This window comes from Paraburkholderia diazotrophica (assembly GCF_038900755.1).
GTDB classification, from domain to species: domain Bacteria; phylum Pseudomonadota; class Gammaproteobacteria; order Burkholderiales; family Burkholderiaceae; genus Paraburkholderia; species Paraburkholderia diazotrophica_A.
This window is the reverse complement of the sequence record NZ_JBBPEN010000001.1, coordinates 901,452-920,413: the sequence shown is the minus strand read 5'-3', so window position 1 is coordinate 920,413 and position 18,962 is coordinate 901,452. Positions and strand designations below refer to the sequence as shown.

Sequence of the window (18,962 nt, the reverse complement as noted above, 5' to 3'; positions counted from 1 at the left end):
GTATCTCCGTGGTTGGCTGAGGTCACTTTTTCATTGCCGCGCTTTGCGGGTTCAGATTGGTCAGGCGTCCGCTTTCCGTACCGGCAGCCTCGTCGATCACTGCATTGATCAGCGTCGGCTTGCCGGATGCGATGGCTTCCTTGAGGGCCTTTTCGAGTTCTTCGGGCGTCGTCACGTTGTAGCCGATGCCGCCGAAGGCTTCGATCATCTTGTCGTAGCGCGCGTCCTTCACGAACACGGTCGGCGCGACGTCCTTGCCGCCCGTCGGGTTCACGTCGGTGCCGCGATACACGCCGTTGTTGTTGAAGATCACCGTGCAGACGGGCAACTCGTAGCGGCAGATCGTCTCCAGCTCCATGCCGCTGAAACCGAATGCGCTATCGCCTTCGATCGCGAGAACCTGCTTGCCGCTCGTCACGGCCGCGCCGATCGCGAAGCCCATGCCGATGCCCATCACGCCCCACGTACCCGAGTCGAAGCGCTTGCGCGGCTGGTACATGTCGATGATGGCGCGCGCATAGTCGAGCGTGTTCGCGCCTTCGTTCACGACGTTGATGTCGGGGTTCGCCTTGACGATGTCGCGCAGCACGCGCAGCGCGCTGTGGAAGTTCATGGGCGTTGGACTCTTCGCGAGCGTCGCCGCCATCTTTTCGAGGTTCTTGTTCTTCTTCTCGTTGACGGCGTCGAGCCATTCCTTCGGCGGCTGCGGGAAGTTATCGCCGACCTGATCGACGAGCGCGGCTACGCACGATGCGATGTCGCCGACGAGCGGCGCCGCAATCGCGACGTTGCTGTCCATTTCCTGCGGCGAGATGTCGATCTGGACGAACTTCTTCGGGTTGCCCCACGTCTTGCCCTTGCCGTGCGACAGCAGCCAGTTCAGGCGCGCGCCGACCAGCACGACGACGTCGGATTCGGCGAGCACGAACGAACGCGCGGCGGAGGCCGATTGCTCGTGCGTGTCGGGCAGCAGGCCCTTGGCCATCGACATCGGCAGATACGGGATCCCCGTCTTCTCGATGAACGCGCGGATTTCCTTGTCAGCCTGCGAGTACGCAGCGCCCTTTCCGAGCAGCACGAGCGGACGCTTCGCGCCCTTGAGCAGATCGATCGCGCGCTTCACCGAATCCGGCGCGGGCAGCTGGCGCGGCGCCGCGTCGATCACGCGCACGAGCGATTGCTTCGCCTTCACGGCATCGATGGTTTGCGACAGCAGCTTTGCGGGCAGGTCCAGATACACGCCGCCTGGACGGCCCGACACGGCCGCGCGGATCGCACGTGCAACGCCGATGCCGATGTCCTCCGCGTGCAGCACGCGATACGCAGCCTTCGCGTACGGCTTCGCCGCGTTCAGCTGGTCCATCTCTTCGTAGTCGCCCTGTTGCAGGTCGACGATTTCACGCTCGCTCGATCCGCTGATCAGGATCATCGGGAAGCAGTTCGTCGTTGCGTTGGCGAGTGCCGTAAGGCCGTTCAGAAAGCCCGGCGCGGACACCGTGAGGCAAATGCCGGGCTTTTGTGTCATGTAGCCAGCGATGGCGGCGGCATTGCCCGCATGCTGCTCGTGACGGAAACCGATAAAGCGCATTCCTTCGGCTTGCGCGAGGCGCGCAAGGTCGGTGATAGGAATGCCGACCAGACCGAAAATCGTGTCGATATCGTTCGCTTTCAGTGCATCGATGACGAGGTGGAAACCGTCCGTCATTTGTTGTGCGTTCTCTTCAGCGGATTCCTGCGGTCTGATCTCAAGTACATCTGCCATGACGTCTCCTCCTTGGCCGGGTGTTGTGTGGCGTCTCGTGATATACAATATTCCAAACACAATATTAGTCAACGGTTTTTTGCGGCTGTCTGTTCGTGCTGCTGCATCGCAAAAGATCGCTGGGGCTTTGTGTCTGAAGGGTGTGGGCGCTTGAATCGTGCGCTGCATCAAGCGCCCCTACGGGATAGTCCTGGGGTCGTGCGAGGGGTTTGCGAGACCTCAGTCCAGAAAATCGCAATGCGCTTCGACGTACAGCGCGAGGTCGAGCGAGTGCTGGCGCACGAGCGTTTCGACGCGCTCGGTGTCGCGCGCCTCGAGCGCTTCGATGATGCGCATGTGGTCCTCGATCGAGCGCGTCGCGCGGTCGCTCTGCGCGATCGTCATGCGACGTATCGCGCGCACGTGCATGAAGATGTTCTTGATCGTATCGAGGATGATCTGCGAGCCGAAGAGCTCGACGAGCGCCTGGTGAAACGCGATGTTCACCTCCGAGTACTCTTCGATGTGATCGGTCGGCGTGGCCTCGTTGAAGTGATCGAACATCGCGCGTAGCCGCGCGATGTCCTCGTTGGACGCGCGCTGGGTCGCAAGTCGCGCCGCCACGCTTTCGAGCGCGGCCCACATGCAGATCATCTCGACGATTTCTTTCTTCGTCTTGCGCAGGATGTAGACGCCGCGACGCGGGATCGTGCGCAGAAAGCCTTCCTGTTCGAGCAGCGTCATCGCCTCGCGAACCGGCGTGCGGCTCACGCCGAGCGCTTCGGTCAGCTCCTTCTCATCCAGACGCACTTCTTCACGCGAGTGGTAGATGTCGGTGTTCGCGATCGCATGCTTCAGCCGCGCATACGCCTGGTCGCGTAGCGATGCCGTTGCGCTGATCGGCGTCAGGTTCAGGCTCAACGGGACCGTGCGGACATTCTCTTGCGTGTCGGTGGACATGGTCGACGTGTCTCCTCGTTGTCGAAAACGGTGGTGGTCCGCTTGGCTCATGCGCCTGGTGGGCGCGGTCGTGGGGCCTCGCGATGGCCTCTTTGTATATGCGCAATACTGTATATCACATATCTACTGGACACCAACTCTCCTGCACCCTGGGTTTGCAGCACCCTTTCCATAAACGTTGATCAATGGTTTTCAAAGAAAACTTTAACTATCGTGAATCGATTGCGCGACCTATGCTGTCCTCCACGGAATCGATGAAATGGAGGAGATCATGCGCAACCCACACGATGGACACCGGACTGACTACGACCGCGCAGTCGATGCGCAGCTGTGCGCGTTCAATAGCGCATTCGCCGACCTGGGGCTGCGTTTTCGCTGGGACGCGCAAACGCTGACATCGCTTGCGGCGATCGACGGCGAACATGCGCGCGTCGTCGCGTACATCGAGGCGCAGCAGCCGCATTTGCTCAACGCTTACAGCGCGGAGTTCCTGAGCGAGGCGATTCTCGCGAAGAAGCGCGCGCACACGCCGGACGCGCTGCCGACGCGAGTCGAGGCATCCAGCGGCCGCGCGCAGCGGTCGGCGGCGTTCTCGATCGCCCAGTACTTCGCCGACGACGCCGGCCTGCCGGCGCTGGCAGGCGCGTGATCCGCAGGCGGCTACGAGCCAGCAAGCCGCCGATGGTGCAAGCCGAACGAAGTCTTCCGTGCATCGCGGCGCGGGAGACTTTTTTCTGGGTATCGGCTAGTCGACTGACGTCACCCGAATAACCAAACAAAAAGCGGTGCATGGCGATTTAAGCCATGCACCGCTTCAGCTTCCTTCGGTCATGCGATCACACAGCGCCGCTTGCGCAGCAGCGCCCTTCGTCAGTCTCCCGAGCTGGCGCCCAACGGCGACGAACTGCTTGCAGAAGCAAGCGAAGCGCGCGCCCCCGACGTCTCGATCCAACGCGCTCGCATCGGCGCGAGGATGAATTTCGCCGACACGCCCGCCGCAATCGTCACCACGGCCGACACGATGAACACCAGGTTCCAGCCGCCCGTCGCCGCGAGCACCGATGCGATCGGCACGATCAGCGACGCCGTGCCCTTCGCCGTGTAGAGCGTACCGGCATTGGCCGCCGCGTATTTGCTGCCGAACGTGTCCGCGCAGATCGCCGGGAAGATCGAGAAGATCTCGCCCCAGAACAGGAAAATAAGCGCCGCGAACGTCATGAACGCATACGGGTTCTGGCCGTACTGCATCATCCCGAGCAGCGCGAGCCCTTCGCCGATGAAGATCGCGAACATCGTGTTCTCGCGGCCGATCTTGTCGGAGATGAAACCGCACAGCGGACGCGTGAAGCCGTTGCAGATGTTGTCGATCGACAGCGTCATCGTGAGCAGCGGCAGCGTGGCGCCGAAGAGCGTCATCGGCAGCTTCGCGAGGCCCCAGTCTTTCGCGATCGGACCGAGCTGAGCGGTCGCCATCAGGCCGCCCGCCGCGACCGCGACGAACGACAGATAGATCACCCAGAACACAGGCGCCTTGATCATCTGACCCGGCGTGAAATCGACCTTCGTCACGGCGAACTTTCGCTTCACGCCGCTTGCCGCGCGCGCGACCGGCTTCTTCAGCAGCAGCGCGAGCACGAAGATGCACACGCCTTGCAGGATGCCGAAGAACAGGAACGTGTGCTCATAACCTGAGCGCGTAATCATGTTTGCGATCGGGATCACGGTCACGGCCGCGCCCGCGCCGAAGCCCGCCGCCGTCAGACCCGCGGCGAGGCCGCGCTTGTCCGGGAACCACTTCAGCGCGTTGCCGACGCACGTGCCGTACACGCCGCCCGCGCCGATGCCGGCGATGACAGACGCCGCATAGAGTTCGGGCAGCGTCGTCGCGTATGAATTCAGCACCCATGCAAGGCCCGCGCAGAGCGCGCCGCCCGCCACGACGGGACGCGGACCGAAGCGGTCGACGAGCCACCCTTCGACGGGCACGAGCCATGTTTCAGTGAGAATGAAGATCGAGAAGGCAAGCTGAATCGATGCCTGGCCCCAGTGGTGCCGCGCATTCATCGGAGCGACGAAGAGCGTCCACGCATATTGAAGATTCGCGACCAGCGCCATGCACAGCATGCCGATGACCAACTGACACCAACGGTTCGAAAAGAAACCGCTTCCCGTCGCCTGTCGGGTGTTTCCATTCATGTGCATCGTCTCCGCTCTCGACGGCAGTTCGCGCTTTAGCGCTTGTTTCCGTCGCATGCAAAATGTTGCGTTCTAATTTTCGATGCGGACTGCCCGATTCAGGATCGTTGCGTCCGCAAGCGCCTTACTCGTTTTCTTCTACCCGGCGTTGGGTGACTTTCGACAGACCTGCGTAGTTAACCATTCAAACAGGCTGCGGTCTTTTCATTTTTATTCCAATGGGCTGCGGATTTTCCCTTACGCGATGCGCTTCGAGGAGCAAAAGCAAGCGTTAACCCTTAACCCAAAGGCTCATCCCGGGCGAACCCATGCTAAGCGGATGTAGCGAATTGCGAATAATTAAAGATAGTTATCGAATCGATAGACGATCGTTTATGGAAGCGATGGAGTGGGACGCGCAGAGGAGCTTGCCGCCTGGCAATGAGGGAAGATGCGGACATCCGCAAACGGATGTCCGCTAGAGAAGAGGGAACAGTACTGCTGAAAACGCGCCGCGCCTAGTCAAGGAAATCGCAGTTCGCCTCGATGAACGCGGCGAGATCGAGCGAATGCTGACGCACCAGACGCTCGGCGAGTTCTGTATCGCGCTTTTCGAGTGCTTCGATAATGCGCAGATGATCGACAATCGAGCGCGACGCGCGGTCGCTTTGCGAAATCGTCAGCCGGCGAATCGCGCGCACGTGGATGAAGATGTTCTTGATCGTGTCGAGAATGATCTGCGACTTCGACAATTCGACGATCGCCTGATGGAACGCGATGTTCGCATCCGAGTACTCGGCGATATGTTCGGCGGGCGTCGAATCGCGGAACTGGTCGAACATGTGACGCAGCCGCGCGATCTCTTCGTCCGTCGCGTGCAGTGTCGCGAGACGCGCGGCCATGCTTTCGAGCGCGGCCCACATCTGCACCATCTCGACGATCTCGCGCTTGCTCTTGCGCACGATGTAGATGCCCCGGCGCGGAATCGTGCGCACGAAGCCTTCCTGCTCGAGCAGCGTCATCGCCTCACGCACGGGCGTGCGGCTCACGCCGAGCGATTCGCTCAACGCGCGATCGTCGAGACGGATCTCTTCGCGCGACGCGTAGATGTCCGCATCCGCGATCGCCTGACGCAGCATCGCGTACGCGCGGTCGCGCAAGCTCGCGCTGGTGCCGATAGGTTGCAATGACAGGGTGAACGGCGTTGCCGCTGGCCGGCTGTCCAGTTCTGACGACATGCATCGCCTCTGATGGGTCGGTGTCTTGAACACCGTGGTTGTTCAAGCGGCCGGATGCGCCGCGCCCGTATTGTGTCGCGCTGTGCCGCGCGCGGCCATCGCCACGCGGACTGTCGACGTATTCAGTATATCAGTGTGTGAGGTATTGTCGACGGGCGGCGCGTCCCGTCTGGCGTAGAGCGAGGTGGCGCGCTGTCGCAGCTTATGGATTCGGGACGCTCGTCGCGGGGCCGTTCACGGACGCCGTCAGCGCACCCGATGCGGACGCTTCATGCGGCGCTTCGAGCATCACCGCGCCGCATTGCAACTGGCCGTTGTCGTTTGATTCGAGTTCGGCGGCCGTCAGGTTCGCGCACGCCGCATCGATGATCGTGCCGATGTCGTGCCGGTTGCGCTCGCGCGCTGCGTGCGTCATTTCGCGCTGGAGCCATCCGCTGAAACTCACGACGGCGAATACCGCAACGGCTAAAAGTACTGACTCGAGCTTCGTCAAACGCATCTTGGGTGAAGGCTTTGCAGAGGGATGGCCAATCACGATATCGGCATCGCCGAGAAAAGCTTGAGCCCGCGCGCAGTTGGAAAGCGCGTCGCGGTGTCCCGTTGATCGCAATCGGGAAATGCCCGGCTATATCCGGTCGCGCGGCGCTTTTTGTGTAAATTGCGACGGGCCAATCGTCTTGGTGTTGCCGGAACGATCCTTAAGTCTGTCGATAGCTTCGGCACCACAACTTTACTTGCAGCTTTCGCATAACAAGCCGATCCGCATTGAACGGGAGAGCGTCATGGCCACCGAGCCCGAAAGTTTCCGCGATCAGTTCGTCTCGATGTTTCAGTCCGTCGTCGATGAAGTCGTGCGCACGACGACGCCTTCCACGGGTCTCACGTCGCGACCGGGCCTCGATAACCCGCTCGTCGACGCCGCCGCGACGATCGCGCAGTTGAAGGCGCAAGGCGCAGCGTCGCTGCCCGATGTTGCGCCGGGCGAAATCGCGCAAGACGCGTGGACGTGCGCGAAGATGGGACTCGATCTGATGGAGGCGCGCGCACGCGGCGACAGCGCAACGGCCGACAGCATCCAGAACGACATCCGCTACAACGTCTGCGATCCGGCGTGGCTCACGGTCATCGAAAACTACATGCAGTACTTCGGCCCGGACGGCAAGCGCGCTGCGATTCCCTACCGGCGCGCGGCGGCGATCGGCCCCGTCACGGTTCCGCTGAAAGCGGGCGCCACGGTCGCGCTGATCGCCGACTGGGGCACGGGCACCCAGGTCGCCGTCGATCTGCTGAAACAGGCCGCGCTGCAAAGCCCCGACGTCGTGATCCATCTCGGCGACATCTATTACTCGGGCACACCGGAGGAATGCGACGCGAACTTCAAGAAGATCGTCGATGCTGTGCTTTCGCGCGATACGAAGGACGTGCCCATCTACACGTTGTCGGGCAATCACGACATGTACTCGGGCGGCGTCGGATATTACGGGCTCGTCGACACGCTCAACGATCACGCGCGCCTGCAACCCGCCAGCTTCTTCTGTCTGCGCAACGACGACTGGCAGTTCATCGCGATGGATACGGGCCTGCACGACTACAACCCGTTCACGGTGACTGACGTCGTGACGTTTCTCGAGCAGGACGAAGAGGACTGGATCGTCGAGCGCATCGCCGAATTCAGCGGCAAGACGATCCTGCTTTCGCATCACCAGCTGTTTTCAGCGCTCTCGCAGATCGGACCGCCGCAGACGGACGGCAAGCTCACCGCGTACAATCCGCGGCTGCTCGCGAGCTTTCGACGCTTTTCGCAGGCCGCGAAGCAGCCGATCGCCGCGTGGTTCTGGGGCCATGAACACAACCTGAGCGTGTATCAGCCGTACCTCGGCTTGACGCGCGGACGTTGCATCGGACACGGCGCCGTGCCCGTGCTCGTCAATGGCCCGGAGAACGCGCCGGACCCGCGCGTCGTCAATCCGCCCGCGCTGCAGAACGTCCTGCTGAAACAGGCGAACAAGGTCTACATGCACGGCTTCACGATCATCCGGCTCGGACAAGGCGCGCAGAAAGCCCAGGCGTCGGCCGGGTACTTCGAGAGCACCGACGGCACGACGCCCATGTTCACCGAAATGCTCTAGCTCGCGCGCGCTGCATGCCGGAAGTCTCGCGCTAGACGTCGACGATCACTTCGAAGCCGCCGTAGATCAGACGCTTGCCGTCGAACGGCATCGGCAACGTATCGGGCTGCGTGCGCGGATCGGCCATCACTTTCTTCATGCCTTCGTCGCGTGCCGCGCGCGAACGCCACACGACCCACGAGAACACCACCACCTCGCCGGGTTCGAGCTTGACGGCCATCGGAAATGACGTGAGCTTGCCTTCGGGCACGTCGTCGCCCCAGCATTCGACGACGTTCAGCGCGCCATACTCCTTGAAAACACCCGCAGCTATCTGGGCATGCCTACGGTAAGTCTCGCGATTCTCCTCCTTTACACCGACGACAAATCCGTCCACATAATTCATTGCAGCCTCCATTTGCGGTTTCGTGAGAACGCAGGCATATTTCGCGCCGTTGCCTCGTTCTACACGTACGACGAGCAAGGCGGGAGCAAATCGACAGCACGGCGATAATTTTCCGTATTCCAGTGCACGCGGCCATGCTGCGCGCGGCACCGTGGCATAATCCGCGCAGCATTCAACAGCGCTTTTGACATGTCGAGCCGGTTCTATCGGAAGATTGGCAGCCTTTTTGGATTGCTCGCGATCCTGATGGCGACGCTCGCGCCCACTGTCTCGCAGGCCATTGCTGCCAGCCGCGGCGCGTACGATCCCGCCACCGCGCTCTGCTCGTCGCACACAGCCGCGCTCGCCGACACGCACGAAGACGATCCCACCGATACCCACACGCTCGCCTCGCATTGGCACGCGTGCGGCTATTGCAGTCTGCTCGCGCATTTCCCCGTGCTGCCCGCGTCGCCGTCGACGTTTGCGCTGACCGTCACGGCCATCACCCAACAAGCCGCCGCGCGCTTCGACAGCGTCGCGCTCGCCGCACCTTATCAAGCCGCGCAACCGCGCGCGCCGCCCGTTCATCTCTGAGTCGAATCGCGTTCCGGCAGCGCCATGAAGGCGCTGCTGTTTTCGCGCGTGCGCCGCTTCGCGAAGCGCAGCCGCTCACGCGCGCGCTCATACTCGGGATGACCCATGAACATCGCACTCGACAGGCGCGGCACATTGCCGCTCGCCTGCTGCCTTGCCACGGCTTTGCTCTTTCCGGCACTCTCGCACGCGCACGCGATTGCGGGCGATCGCGTATTCCCCGCCACGATGGCCGTCGACGACCCCGGCGTCGGCGACGAACTCAACTTGCAATACGGCCATCAGCGCGTGCCCGGCGACGATGGCGACCAGAGCGTCAATACGTTCAGCTTCGAATACGACAAGCTGATCACACCACGCCTTGCCGTATCGGTCGGAGGCGCTTACGTCGGGCAGAACAATCCGACGGCACACGGCTTCGACAACTTCAGCGTCGGCCTCAAGTACCTGCTTTACGTGAACGAAGCGCACGAATTCATGACGTCGATCGGCGTCGACGCGGATCTCGGCGGCACGGGCAGTCACGCGATCGGCGAGAGCTTCTCGACGATCGCGCCGACGATCTTCGCGGGCAAAGGCTTCGGCGACCTGCCCGATTCGCTCGCGTGGCTGCGCCCAATTGCGATCACGGGCGAAGCCGGTCCGGCGTTCACGACGGGCGCGGGCCAGCCCAACGCGTTCAATTACGGCGTCACGGTGCAATACAGCCTGCCCTATCTCCAGCAGCACGTGCGCGATGTCGGCTTGCCGCAACCGCTCGCGAGCCTGATCCCTATCGTCGAAATTCCGCTATCGCGCAGCCAGGGGCAAACAACAGGCACGGTGAATCCGGGCTTCATCTGGATCAACCGCTACGGGCAACTGGGCATCGAAGTGCAGATACCGGTCAACCACGCTAGCGGCTCGCACGTCGGCGTGCTGGTGCAGGCGCACATCTTCTTCGACGACATCGCGCCGACGACGATCGGCAAGCCGCTCTTCCAGTAACGAGGACATCACGATGAACACAACACGAATCGCAATCGCAGGCGGCATGCTGTTCGCGCTGAGCCCGCTCGCGGCCAGCGCCCATGTGTTTCCGCAGAAGCAGGAGCCCGGCGCGGGCGCGACGGTCGAAGCACCGGCCAAGGTCGTCATCACATTCGACGGACCGCTCGAACCGGCATTCAGCACGCTGACCATCACCGATGCATCGGGCAAGCAGGTGAACACCGCGAAATCGGCTGTCGACGCGCAGCAGCCGCGCGTCGAATCCGTCGCGCTGCCCGCTTTGCCTGCCGGCAAGTACACCGTGCATTGGGTCGCCGTCGCATCGGACGGCCATCGCACGCACGGCGATTACTCGTTCAACGTTAAGTGACGAAGCGATGAAGCGATGGCGACGTGCCGCGACGCAAGCGCCCGTGACGTTCATGCCGCGCGCCGATTCGTGGCGCCGCCATCACGTCGCCATCATGCGGACGGCAACGGGCGGCTTGCTGAGGATCGCGCTGTCGTAGCGCTTGCCATCGAAGTGATGCGTATCGACGATGCAAAAGGCTGGCGCGCGAAAGAACGCGTCAGATGCGCAGCAGGCTCCGGCGTGTCGAGCGCAAGCTCGGCAAAGCCGCGCGTCGCGGCACAATGCTCGGCGAACGTCAGCATCGACTTGCCGATGCCGCGTCCTTGCTACCTCGGATCGATGCCGAACTGGCGCACGCTCGCCGCAGCGTCGCGCTGATAAAGCTCGCATGGCGACCCGGCGTCGCGTGCATAGAGCGTCATCGTGCCGACGATCTTGCCGTCGCACGCCGCACGTTGCTGCGTCACCGCGATGGACTGATCGACGCACGTGCAGTTGAGCCCCATCATCCCGAGCCTCGCGAACCCGCGATGCCGCCTCGCGCTGAGTTGCGCGTACGAGTCGCGAGCGCGATCGAAACGCCGCACGATGCTGCCGGTTCCGTGGCGAACGCCCGAACAGCGCACAGTCCGGCTGACGACTGCGTGCGGCTTCTGCAATGACCTCTCCATCCAACAAACGATGCCTGAAGTCTATGGACGGCTCTGATGCGCAACAAGAAAAAATGTCGTAAAAAATGGGCTCGGGCTTGTAGCGACCGGTCGCGCTTGCGCCATGGCATCGGCCGTCGCGCCGCGCTGCATGAGGCGGTGCGACTGTCGCAGCAACCGGCTCGCACGTTTCTTCATCGTTCCATTCCGCCACGGAGTGCGCGTGAACAATCCGCTGATTATCGGCTTTGCGCTCGTCGCGTTCGATGTGGTCGTGTGGCGTTGCGCGATACCCAGAAACGAAGTCGCGCGGCTGCTGGTGCGGCTCTGCATCTATGCGGCCTTTAGCGCGCTGCTGTTCAGCTCCAACCTGAGCCCGTTCTCGCAGGCGCCCTATCTGAATTCGCGTCCGCTGCACCTGATCGGCCAGGTGCTCGAAATCATCTGGTGGCTGATGGGCGCGCGCCTGCTCAGCATGGCGCTCGACACGCTGCTCCTGCCCAGGACATGGCGCCGTCAGCGTCTCTTTCAGGATGTGTTCGGCGCGCTCGTGTTTCTGGCCGCCGTCGTCGCTGCGCTCGGCTTCGTGCTCGAGCTGCCCGTGCGCGGGCTCGTCGCGACATCGGGCGCGCTCGCCATCGTGCTGGGCCTCGCGATTCAAAGCACGCTCAGCGACGTATTCGCGGGCATCGTGATCAACACGACCGAGCCGTATCACATCGGCAACTGGGTTTCCATCGACGGCGTCGAGGGCAAGGTGCTGGAGATGAACTGGCGCGCGACGCATCTGCTGACTTCGCAAGGCAACATCGTCATCGTGCCGAACGCCGTCGCGGCCAAGGCGAAGATCACGAACAGCAGCCGCCCGCCGACGCTGCATGGCGTGACCGTCACGCTCGAGATCACGCCCGAAGCGCGCCCGAGCGTCGTGCTGGCCGCGCTCGAACGCGCGCTGGCCGGCGTGCGCGCCGTGATCGCGGACCCCGCGCCGTATGCGCTCGTGAAGCGGACCACCGTCACGTCGATCCAGTACGAAGCGACGGCCTACGTCGACGACATGAGCAAGAAGCTCGCTGTCACGAATGAGCTTTACGACCTGTGCTACCGGCATCTCGCGGCAGCGGGCGTCGATTTGAAACCGCTGGGTGTCCCGTACGCGCCGTCGTCAGCGCCCGCGGCGCAGGCCGACCGCAGGATCAGCCTGCTCCGGCGCGTCGAACTGTTCGCCGCATTGACGCCCGAAGAGCTGGCGCGGCTCGCGCCGCTGCTTTCGCGCCACGAATATGACCGCGGCGACATCGTGCTCACACCCGAAACCGTGCCCGACAATCTGAGCATCGTCGATTCGGGCGTGCTGTCGGTCGTCGCGGACGCCGCGTCCGGTCCCGTCGAAGTGAACCGCCTCGGTCCCGGCGATGCAATGGGCGAAGCGGGGCTGCTCGCGGGCATGCCCGCGCGCGTGAAGATTTCGGCGCTGACGCAAGCCGTCGTCTATCAGTTGAAGAAAGACGACGTGACGCCGCTGCTCAAGGACAATCCCGACGTCGCGAAGCTGATGTGCCGGCTGCTGTCGCGCCGCCAGGACACGCTAGGCAAGCTCGGCGCGCCGGCACCCGTCGCGCAGTCGGAGCAGTCGATCTTTCAATGGCTGCTCGATGGCATGCGCAAGCTGCACGATCTGACGTTCTGAAGCGAACGCCGCGCAGCGCATCGCATGGCGCGTTCGCCACGCGATGCACACGTCAGCCGGTCAAACACGATCAAGCGATCAAACGCGTTCGATCGCGATCGCAATGCCCTGCCCGACGCCGATGCACATCGTGCAGAGCGCAAAGCGACCTTGCGTGCGTTGCAGCTGATACATCGCGGTCGTCACGAGCCGCGCGCCGCTCATGCCGAGCGGATGACCCAATGCAATCGCGCCGCCGTTCGGATTCACGCGCGCGTCGTCATCGGCGACACCCAGCGCGCGCAGCACGGCAAGGCCTTGCGATGCGAACGCTTCGTTCAGCTCGATCACGTCGAACTGCTTGATGTTCATGTTCAGGCGCGCAAGCAGCTTTTGCGTCGCGGGCGCGGGGCCGATGCCCATCACGCGCGGGGCGACGCCTGCCGTCGCGATGCCGAGCACGCGTGCGCGCGGCGTCAGGCCATAGCGTTTCGCGGTCTCCGCGTTCGCGAGCAGCAGCGCGGCCGCGCCGTCGTTGACGCCCGACGCGTTGCCCGCCGTCACCGTGCCGTCCGGGCGCACGACGCCCTTCAGCTTCGCGAGCGCTTCGAGGCTCGTCTCGCGCGGATGCTCGTCCTTCGATACGACGATCGCATCGCCCTTCTTCTGCGGAATCGTCACGGAGACGATTTCCTGCGCGAGCGTGCCGTCGTGCTGCGCGCGCGCCGCCTTCTGCTGGCTGCGCAGCGCGAACGCATCCTGATCGGCGCGGCTGACGTTGTAGTCGGTCGCGACGTTTTCACCCGTCTCCGGCATCGAGTCGACGCCGTACAGCTGCTTCATCAGCGGGTTGACGAAACGCCAGCCGATCGTCGTGTCATGGATGTCGGCATGACGCGAGAACGCGCTCGTCGCCTTGCCCATCACGAACGGCGCGCGGCTCATGCACTCGACGCCGCCCGCGACCATCAGTCCCGCCTCCCCCGACTTGATCGCGCGCGCCGCGATGCCGACGGCATCCATGCCCGAGCCGCACAGACGGTTGACCGTCGAGCCGGGAACGTCCTTCGGCAGGCCCGCCAGCAGCAACGACATGCGCGCGACGTTGCGGTTGTCCTCGCCGGCCTGGTTCGCGCAGCCGTAGATCACGTCGTCGATCGCACTCCAGTCGACTTCCTTGTTGCGCTCCATCAGCGCCTTGAGCGGCACCGCGCCCAGATCGTCGGCGCGCACCGACGACAGCGAACCCGCATAGCGGCCAATCGGCGTGCGAATCGCGTCGCACAGGAAAGCTTCCGTCATGAGATGTCTCCAGTAATGGCGGGCTGGCGTATCGTGGAAGGCGCCAGCATCGGCGCATGGGGAGCGCCGTAAAAACATGCCGATGAATCGAAGTTTGTTCTATATTCGAACAAACGATCATATATCGAACAATTCAGGTTTGATAATAGGCGGGTGGCGGAAAGACTGTCAAGCTCGGCGGCGGGCAAAGGCGCGCCGAAATCAGCAATGAGTTGTCGCGGGAAACAGCAGGATCCGCCAGGAAACCGGCAGGAACGCGCGGCGCGCGGAAGGCGGCGGCAAAGTTGGCGAATCCGGGCGCTTGCGCTATCGTCACGGCTTTCCGCAGGCTAACGAAGGCTGTCCCAACGTTTGAACGTATCGTGCATAGGCCCATGAGCAAAGTCCCACCAGCGTCACAAGCCGTTTCCGTCAACGATGGGGACGCGCCCGACAAACCGGGCGACTCGTACGTGCAGTCGTTCGCGCGCGGCCTCGCGGTGATCCGCGCGTTCAACGCCGAGCGGCCCGAGCAGACGCTCACCGACGTCGCCTCGGCAACGGGGCTCACGCGCGCGGGCGCGCGCCGCATTCTGCTGACGCTGCAAACGCTCGGCTACGTCGAGGCCGAAGGGCGTCTCTTTCGACTGACGCCAAAGATTCTCGATCTCGGGTTCGCGTATCTGACGTCGATGCCGTTCTGGAATCTCGCCGAGCCCTTCATGGAAGAACTGTCGGCGCAGGTGCACGAAAGCTGTTCGGCGGCCGTGCTCGACCGTACGGAGATCGTCTACGTGCTGCGCGTGCCGACGCACAAGATCATGACGATCAATCTGTCGATCGGCAGCCGTTTGCCCGCGTATTGCACGTCGATGGGACGCGTGCTGCTGTCGTCGCTCGACGAAGCGACACTCGACGCGACGCTCGACGCCTCGCCCATCGTCGCGCACACGCCGCGCACGATCACCGACAGGAACGAGCTGAAGAAGACGATCGCGCAGGTGCGCAGCCAGGGCTGGGCTGTCGTCGATCAGGAACTGGAAGGCGGGCTGATTTCGCTGTCCGCGCCGATCCGCAACCGGCGCGGGCAAATCATCGCGGCGATGAACATCAGCGGCAACGCGCAGCGTAATTCCGCGAAGCAGATGGTGAAGGCCTTTCTCGAGCCGCTGCAAAAAGCGGCGCAATCCGTGTCGGATATGGTCGCGCTGCGCGGTTGATTGCAACTGGTCGCGATCGATCGCGATTGCGCGCGGCTTGCTTGCGGCTTGCTCGCGCGGCGTGAAGAGCGCGAGCCACGCAGGCGTCAGCACGCTTCGCCCGAGCGAATCGCGAAAGCGAAGCCGCGCATAGAGCGCCGGTTCAAACGCGCCGCTCCATCAACAGCCCATCAACGGCCTAGATAGCGCTCCACGAGACGCGCCCAGTACGCGGCGCCGATCGGCAGATTGCGGTCGTTGAAATCGTAGTGCGGGTTGTGCACCATGCAGCCGTCCTCGCCGACGCCGTTGCCGAGCCGCAGGAACGATCCCGGCCGCTGCTCGAGCATGAACGCGAAGTCTTCGCTGCCCATCAGGATGTCGGCGTTCGGCTCGACGTTTTCGGCGTCCACCAGTTCGCGCGCGACCTGAATCGCAAACTCCGTTTCGGCATCCGTGTTGACGACGACGGGATAGCCTTCGATGTAGTCGACGTGCGCCTTGCCGCCATAGCTCGCAGCCTGCGCTTCGGCGAGTTCGGTGATGCGCTGCTTCAGAAGCGCCCGCACTTCCGGACTGAACGAGCGCACGCTCAGTTCGAGCTTCGCGCTCGACGGAATCACGTTGTTCGCGACGCCGGAGTGCATCGTGCCGACGGTCACGACAGCGGGCTGCGCCGGGTTCACGTTGCGCGCGACGATGGTTTGCAGCGCCATCACGATGCTCGACGCGATCACGATAGGATCGACGGTGAGATGCGGGCGCGCCGCGTGGCCGCCGACGCCTTCGATCGTGATCGTTGCTTTGTCGCCCGCCGCCATGAACGCGCCCTTGCGGAACAGGAACTTGCCGGGCTCCGCGCCCGGATGGTTGTGCACGCCGAACACGGCGTCGCACGGAAAGCGCTCGAACAGGCCGTCTTCGATCATCTTCTTCGCGCCGCTGTCGATCCCGCTTTCCTCGGCCGGCTGAAAGTACAGATGCACGGTGCCCGAGAAGCGCCGCGTTTTCGCGAGATGCTGGGCCGCGCCGAGCAGCATCGTCGTATGGCCGTCGTGTCCGCATGCGTGCATCTTGCCGTGCGTACCGCTCGCATACGGCAGCCCCGTCTGCTCGACGATGGGCAGTGCGTCCATGTCCGCGCGCAGCCCGATGCTGCGGGTGCCATCGCCGACCTTCAACGTGCCGACCACGCCCGTTTGGCCGACCGCGCGCGTCACCTTCCAGCCCCACGCTTCCAGCTTTTCGGCGACGAGCGTCGCCGTCGCGACTTCTTCGTACGCGAGTTCGGGATGGTGGTGAATGTGGTGGCGGATGTCGCGCAGTGAAGCAGCGGCGGGTTCGAGGTCGGCGATTTCGGTCAGGGGATTGGCGTCGGTCATCAGGGGTGCTCCGCGGGATTGTTCTGGTCTCTTCGCCGCGTCTCGTGCGCAGCGTCAATCCGCAGACTATAGCAACGCGAGGCCTTTCCTGTAAGACGGTCGCGCCTTTGACTTACTTAACGCTTTCATCGGGAACGGGCGCATTGGTCCGCGGCTCATGCGACGAGCGCGCCGGCGCTTCGTTCTTCAGCACGTCGACGAACGCCTGACCGGCTGCTTCCAGCGTGCCGGAATTGTCGATATGCGTGAGATGCGCGCCGTCGGGCAGCGTGAACGGCGCCTGGCGCGCGAGGCGGGCCTCGACCTGCTCTTGCGTTTCGCGTCCGCGCGCCGCGAGACGCTGCGCGAGAATATGCGGCGCGGCGTGGATATGCACGACTTCGAGATGCGGATAACGCTTGATCGCACGCGACAGATACGCGCGCGATCCATTGACGACGACAGTGCAGCCGCGCGCGAGCCACGCGTCGATTTCGATGCCGATGCCGTAATGCAATTCGTGACTCGACCATTCGAGCGCAAAGAGACCTTGCGCCGAACGCGCGGCGAATTCTTCGTGCGTCAACGCGATGTGATTCTCGTTGTGCCCTGTGCCGCGCGTGATGTAGCGATGCGCAAAGACGACGGGCGTGCCCGCGACGCGATCGCGCGCGAAGTGGAGCAGCGAATCCTTGCCCGCGCCCGATGGTCCGATCACGTAGATCAAACGGCCCTTCATGCGTTCATTCACTCCCTCGTTCATTCCTTGTGTCTGCCGTAAATGCAAGCCGCTGCCACAGCATGAACGGCTCGCCAGGCGAAGGCTCGACGAAGATCGCCGCGCCGTCGATCGACAACGGCCCGAGACGCTGCGCCTCGCGGTGCCACCATGCGACGATCGCGGCGCGGTCGTCGGCCTTGGCGAGCGAGTTGGACAGCGTCATGTGGAATCGAAACTCGTCGAGCACATACGGATATCCCCATTCGACGAGCAGTTCGCGCTGGCGTTCCGTCAGCGGCGCCTGCATGCGCTTCGCGGTGTCGGCGGCGGACGGCTTCTCGCGCAGCGGCGTGAACGTGCGCAGCGCATCGGCGGCAAGCGCGCGCATCTGTTCGTCGCCCGATGATGTCGCCGGGCGCATCGCCACGAAGTCGCCTAACGTCGCCGCTTCGACGTGCAACGCGAAAGGCCGCTGCGTGTGCGCCCAGTTTTCGGCGGCTTCGAGCAGATCGGCGACGCTCGCGCCATCGGCAAGACGGAACGGCGCGACGAGCGTGCCGTGCCAGCCATAACGGCGCGGCGATGCCGTCAGTTGCGCAAGCGGTTCCGATAGCGAGGGCGCTTGTTGCGGATCGATCGAAGCGCCGCTCTCGGCATCGCGACCGAGCCACGCGGAGCCCGCATCCCACCAGCCGGACGCGCGCGCCGGCGCGTAATAGATCGCGAAGCGCGCCTGCGCGGACCAGGCATTCATCGTGGCTGCGCTCATACGTCGTGCTCGACCATCAGTTGCACGCGATCCGCGGCGAAGTGCGTGAAGCCGTATTTGATCGGCGTGCCTTCCGTATCGACGTCGACGTTTTCGACCCACAGCACCGGCTGCTGCCGGTTGATGCCGAGACGCCGCGCGACTTCCGGCTCGGGCAACACGCTGCCGATACGGCTCCACTTGCGCAGATAATCGTTCACGCCATATTCGGCCAGCGCCTTCGTGATGCCGCCCACGCGTTCGAGCACGTCGGGCAGATCCGCGAAACGCGCGGCCGGATAGAAGTTGCGCGCGAACGTGAGCGGCACGCCGTCCGCTTCATGCAGCGACTCGATGCGATACACGAACGCGCCCGCGCGCAGGCCCAGCGCTTTCGCGACGGTCGGATCGGCCTTCACGCGCGCCGCCGACAGCATCGTGCCCGCCGCCGAATGATGCTGCTGCCGCAGGTTCTCGGTAAAGCGCGTGCGGCGGCCGATCGTATAGTCGATGGCGCCCGGCTGTACGAATGTGCCGCGTCCCTGTTCGACGCTGACGAGTCCTTGCGCGGCAAGACCCAGCATCGCTCGGCGGATCGTATGGCGGTTCACGTCGAAGCGCCGCGCAAGCTCGCCTTCGCTCGGCAGACGTCCGTCCTCGCCGAAGCCGCTTGCCGCGATTTCCTTCGCGAGGATCTGCTCGATCTGCCGCCACACGGCAACGCCCGCTCCCCGTTCGAGCATCGTGCCCGGCGCCGCGTCGTCGTTCGATGTCATGGTGCTGTCAT

At 63.6% G+C, this 18,962-nt stretch carries 19 protein-coding genes and 1 pseudogene; 8 read left to right on the top strand and 12 right to left on the bottom strand.

Annotated features, from left to right (window positions below):
• Window positions 1-22 precede the first annotated feature (22 nt).
• Together oxc and AABE10_RS04275 are read right to left on the bottom strand one after the other, a co-directional pair.
• Window positions 23-1,762, bottom strand: coding sequence for an oxalyl-CoA decarboxylase (oxc, locus tag AABE10_RS04280; RefSeq protein WP_342932018.1), 1,740 nt, complete (start codon window positions 1,760-1,762; stop codon window positions 23-25).
• Between the two features lie 219 nt (window positions 1,763-1,981).
• Window positions 1,982-2,701, bottom strand: a complete 720-nt coding sequence (locus AABE10_RS04275; RefSeq protein WP_342932017.1) for a GntR family transcriptional regulator — start codon at window positions 2,699-2,701, stop codon at window positions 1,982-1,984.
• A 271-nt stretch (window positions 2,702-2,972) separates the two neighbouring features.
• Between AABE10_RS04275 and AABE10_RS04270 the strand changes: the two genes are divergently transcribed.
• Entirely contained in the window at window positions 2,973-3,350 is a 378-nt protein-coding gene (locus AABE10_RS04270; protein ID WP_342932016.1) for a hypothetical protein, read from the top strand.
• A gap of 221 nt (window positions 3,351-3,571) precedes the next feature.
• On the opposite strand, the gene oxlT is transcribed toward AABE10_RS04270, so the two are convergent.
• From oxlT to AABE10_RS04255, 3 genes are all read right to left on the bottom strand, one after another.
• Window positions 3,572-4,897, bottom strand: coding sequence for an oxalate/formate MFS antiporter (gene oxlT / locus AABE10_RS04265; RefSeq protein WP_342932015.1), 1,326 nt, complete (start codon window positions 4,895-4,897; stop codon window positions 3,572-3,574).
• 497 nt (window positions 4,898-5,394) lie between these two features.
• Window positions 5,395-6,114, bottom strand: coding sequence for a GntR family transcriptional regulator (locus AABE10_RS04260; RefSeq protein WP_342932014.1), 720 nt, complete (start codon window positions 6,112-6,114; stop codon window positions 5,395-5,397).
• A gap of 202 nt (window positions 6,115-6,316) precedes the next feature.
• A complete protein-coding gene (locus AABE10_RS04255; RefSeq protein WP_342932013.1) occupies window positions 6,317-6,529 on the bottom strand; it encodes a hypothetical protein in 213 nt (70 codons plus the stop codon).
• Window positions 6,530-6,896: 367 nt separating this feature from the next.
• Between AABE10_RS04255 and AABE10_RS04250 the strand changes: the two genes are divergently transcribed.
• Entirely contained in the window at window positions 6,897-8,243 is a 1,347-nt protein-coding gene (locus tag AABE10_RS04250) for a metallophosphoesterase (RefSeq protein WP_342932012.1), read from the top strand.
• 31 nt (window positions 8,244-8,274) lie between these two features.
• On the opposite strand, the gene AABE10_RS04245 is transcribed toward AABE10_RS04250, so the two are convergent.
• The gene (locus tag AABE10_RS04245; RefSeq protein WP_342932011.1) at window positions 8,275-8,628 is read right to left on the bottom strand and encodes a DUF1428 domain-containing protein; all 354 of its coding nucleotides are present in this window, start codon (window positions 8,626-8,628) and stop codon (window positions 8,275-8,277) included.
• 189 nt (window positions 8,629-8,817) lie between these two features.
• On the opposite strand from AABE10_RS04245, the gene AABE10_RS04240 reads away from it, so the two are divergent.
• From AABE10_RS04240 to AABE10_RS04225, 4 genes are all read left to right on the top strand, one after another.
• Window positions 8,818-9,204, top strand: a complete 387-nt coding sequence (locus AABE10_RS04240; protein ID WP_342932010.1) for a DUF2946 domain-containing protein — start codon at window positions 8,818-8,820, stop codon at window positions 9,202-9,204.
• A 105-nt stretch (window positions 9,205-9,309) separates the two neighbouring features.
• Window positions 9,310-10,191, top strand: coding sequence for a hypothetical protein (locus AABE10_RS04235; RefSeq protein ID WP_342932009.1), 882 nt, complete (start codon window positions 9,310-9,312; stop codon window positions 10,189-10,191).
• A 13-nt stretch (window positions 10,192-10,204) separates the two neighbouring features.
• Complete coding sequence (locus AABE10_RS04230; protein WP_342932008.1) at window positions 10,205-10,564, top strand: copper resistance CopC family protein; 360 nt, start codon at window positions 10,205-10,207, stop codon at window positions 10,562-10,564.
• 7 nt (window positions 10,565-10,571) lie between these two features.
• Entirely contained in the window at window positions 10,572-10,703 is a 132-nt protein-coding gene (locus AABE10_RS04225) for a hypothetical protein (protein WP_342932275.1), read from the top strand.
• Here the strand turns inward: AABE10_RS04225 and AABE10_RS04220 are convergent.
• Window positions 10,646-11,205 (bottom strand): annotated as a pseudogene (locus AABE10_RS04220) (GNAT family N-acetyltransferase). The gene AABE10_RS04225 and the pseudogene AABE10_RS04220 sit on opposite strands and share 58 nt — an antisense overlap.
• Before the next feature lie 214 nt (window positions 11,206-11,419).
• On the opposite strand from AABE10_RS04220, the gene AABE10_RS04215 reads away from it, so the two are divergent.
• Window positions 11,420-12,886: a mechanosensitive ion channel family protein gene (locus AABE10_RS04215; RefSeq protein WP_342932007.1), complete on the top strand. Its 1,467-nt coding sequence runs from the start codon at window positions 11,420-11,422 to the stop codon at window positions 12,884-12,886.
• A gap of 78 nt (window positions 12,887-12,964) precedes the next feature.
• On the opposite strand, the gene pcaF is transcribed toward AABE10_RS04215, so the two are convergent.
• Entirely contained in the window at window positions 12,965-14,167 is a 1,203-nt protein-coding gene (gene pcaF / locus AABE10_RS04210; RefSeq protein WP_342932006.1) for a 3-oxoadipyl-CoA thiolase, read from the bottom strand.
• A 374-nt stretch (window positions 14,168-14,541) separates the two neighbouring features.
• Here pcaF and AABE10_RS04205 point away from each other — a divergent pair, with 374 nt between their 5' ends.
• Complete coding sequence (locus AABE10_RS04205; RefSeq protein WP_342932005.1) at window positions 14,542-15,366, top strand: IclR family transcriptional regulator; 825 nt, start codon at window positions 14,542-14,544, stop codon at window positions 15,364-15,366.
• 170 nt (window positions 15,367-15,536) lie between these two features.
• On the opposite strand, the gene AABE10_RS04200 is transcribed toward AABE10_RS04205, so the two are convergent.
• From AABE10_RS04200 to phnF, 4 genes are all read right to left on the bottom strand, one after another.
• A complete protein-coding gene (locus tag AABE10_RS04200) occupies window positions 15,537-16,727 on the bottom strand; it encodes a M20 aminoacylase family protein (RefSeq protein ID WP_342932004.1) in 1,191 nt (396 codons plus the stop codon).
• Window positions 16,728-16,839: 112 nt separating this feature from the next.
• Window positions 16,840-17,445, bottom strand: coding sequence for a phosphonate metabolism protein/1,5-bisphosphokinase (PRPP-forming) PhnN (gene phnN / locus AABE10_RS04195; protein ID WP_342932003.1), 606 nt, complete (start codon window positions 17,443-17,445; stop codon window positions 16,840-16,842).
• Window positions 17,446-17,449: 4 nt separating this feature from the next.
• A complete protein-coding gene (locus AABE10_RS04190) occupies window positions 17,450-18,196 on the bottom strand; it encodes a DUF1045 domain-containing protein (RefSeq protein ID WP_342932002.1) in 747 nt (248 codons plus the stop codon).
• The gene (gene phnF / locus AABE10_RS04185) at window positions 18,193-18,951 is read right to left on the bottom strand and encodes a phosphonate metabolism transcriptional regulator PhnF (protein WP_342932001.1); all 759 of its coding nucleotides are present in this window, start codon (window positions 18,949-18,951) and stop codon (window positions 18,193-18,195) included. The genes AABE10_RS04190 and phnF overlap by 4 nt, the downstream gene beginning before the upstream one ends.
• Window positions 18,952-18,962: the final 11 nt, after the last annotated feature.

What these genes read in the sequence shown, in the direction of transcription:
- oxc (WP_342932018.1), bottom strand. Translation starts at nt 1,762, where the DNA reads ATGGCAGATGTACTTGAGATCAGACCGCAGGAATCCGCTGAAGAGAAC.
- AABE10_RS04275 (WP_342932017.1), bottom strand. Translation starts at nt 2,701, where the DNA reads ATGTCCACCGACACGCAAGAGAATGTCCGCACGGTCCCGTTGAGCCTG.
- AABE10_RS04270 (WP_342932016.1), top strand. Translation starts at nt 2,973, where the DNA reads ATGCGCAACCCACACGATGGACACCGGACTGACTACGACCGCGCAGTC.
- oxlT (WP_342932015.1), bottom strand. Translation starts at nt 4,897, where the DNA reads ATGAATGGAAACACCCGACAGGCGACGGGAAGCGGTTTCTTTTCGAAC.
- AABE10_RS04260 (WP_342932014.1), bottom strand. Translation starts at nt 6,114, where the DNA reads ATGTCGTCAGAACTGGACAGCCGGCCAGCGGCAACGCCGTTCACCCTG.
- AABE10_RS04255 (WP_342932013.1), bottom strand. Translation starts at nt 6,529, where the DNA reads ATGACGCACGCAGCGCGCGAGCGCAACCGGCACGACATCGGCACGATC.
- AABE10_RS04250 (WP_342932012.1), top strand. Translation starts at nt 6,897, where the DNA reads ATGGCCACCGAGCCCGAAAGTTTCCGCGATCAGTTCGTCTCGATGTTT.
- AABE10_RS04245 (WP_342932011.1), bottom strand. Translation starts at nt 8,628, where the DNA reads ATGAATTATGTGGACGGATTTGTCGTCGGTGTAAAGGAGGAGAATCGC.
- AABE10_RS04240 (WP_342932010.1), top strand. Translation starts at nt 8,818, where the DNA reads ATGTCGAGCCGGTTCTATCGGAAGATTGGCAGCCTTTTTGGATTGCTC.
- AABE10_RS04235 (WP_342932009.1), top strand. Translation starts at nt 9,310, where the DNA reads ATGAACATCGCACTCGACAGGCGCGGCACATTGCCGCTCGCCTGCTGC.
- AABE10_RS04230 (WP_342932008.1), top strand. Translation starts at nt 10,205, where the DNA reads ATGAACACAACACGAATCGCAATCGCAGGCGGCATGCTGTTCGCGCTG.
- AABE10_RS04225 (WP_342932275.1), top strand. Translation starts at nt 10,572, where the DNA reads ATGAAGCGATGGCGACGTGCCGCGACGCAAGCGCCCGTGACGTTCATG.
- pcaF (WP_342932006.1), bottom strand. Translation starts at nt 14,167, where the DNA reads ATGACGGAAGCTTTCCTGTGCGACGCGATTCGCACGCCGATTGGCCGC.
- AABE10_RS04205 (WP_342932005.1), top strand. Translation starts at nt 14,542, where the DNA reads ATGAGCAAAGTCCCACCAGCGTCACAAGCCGTTTCCGTCAACGATGGG.
- AABE10_RS04200 (WP_342932004.1), bottom strand. Translation starts at nt 16,727, where the DNA reads ATGACCGACGCCAATCCCCTGACCGAAATCGCCGACCTCGAACCCGCC.
- phnN (WP_342932003.1), bottom strand. Translation starts at nt 17,445, where the DNA reads ATGAAGGGCCGTTTGATCTACGTGATCGGACCATCGGGCGCGGGCAAG.
- AABE10_RS04190 (WP_342932002.1), bottom strand. Translation starts at nt 18,196, where the DNA reads ATGAGCGCAGCCACGATGAATGCCTGGTCCGCGCAGGCGCGCTTCGCG.
- phnF (WP_342932001.1), bottom strand. Translation starts at nt 18,951, where the DNA reads ATGACATCGAACGACGACGCGGCGCCGGGCACGATGCTCGAACGGGGA.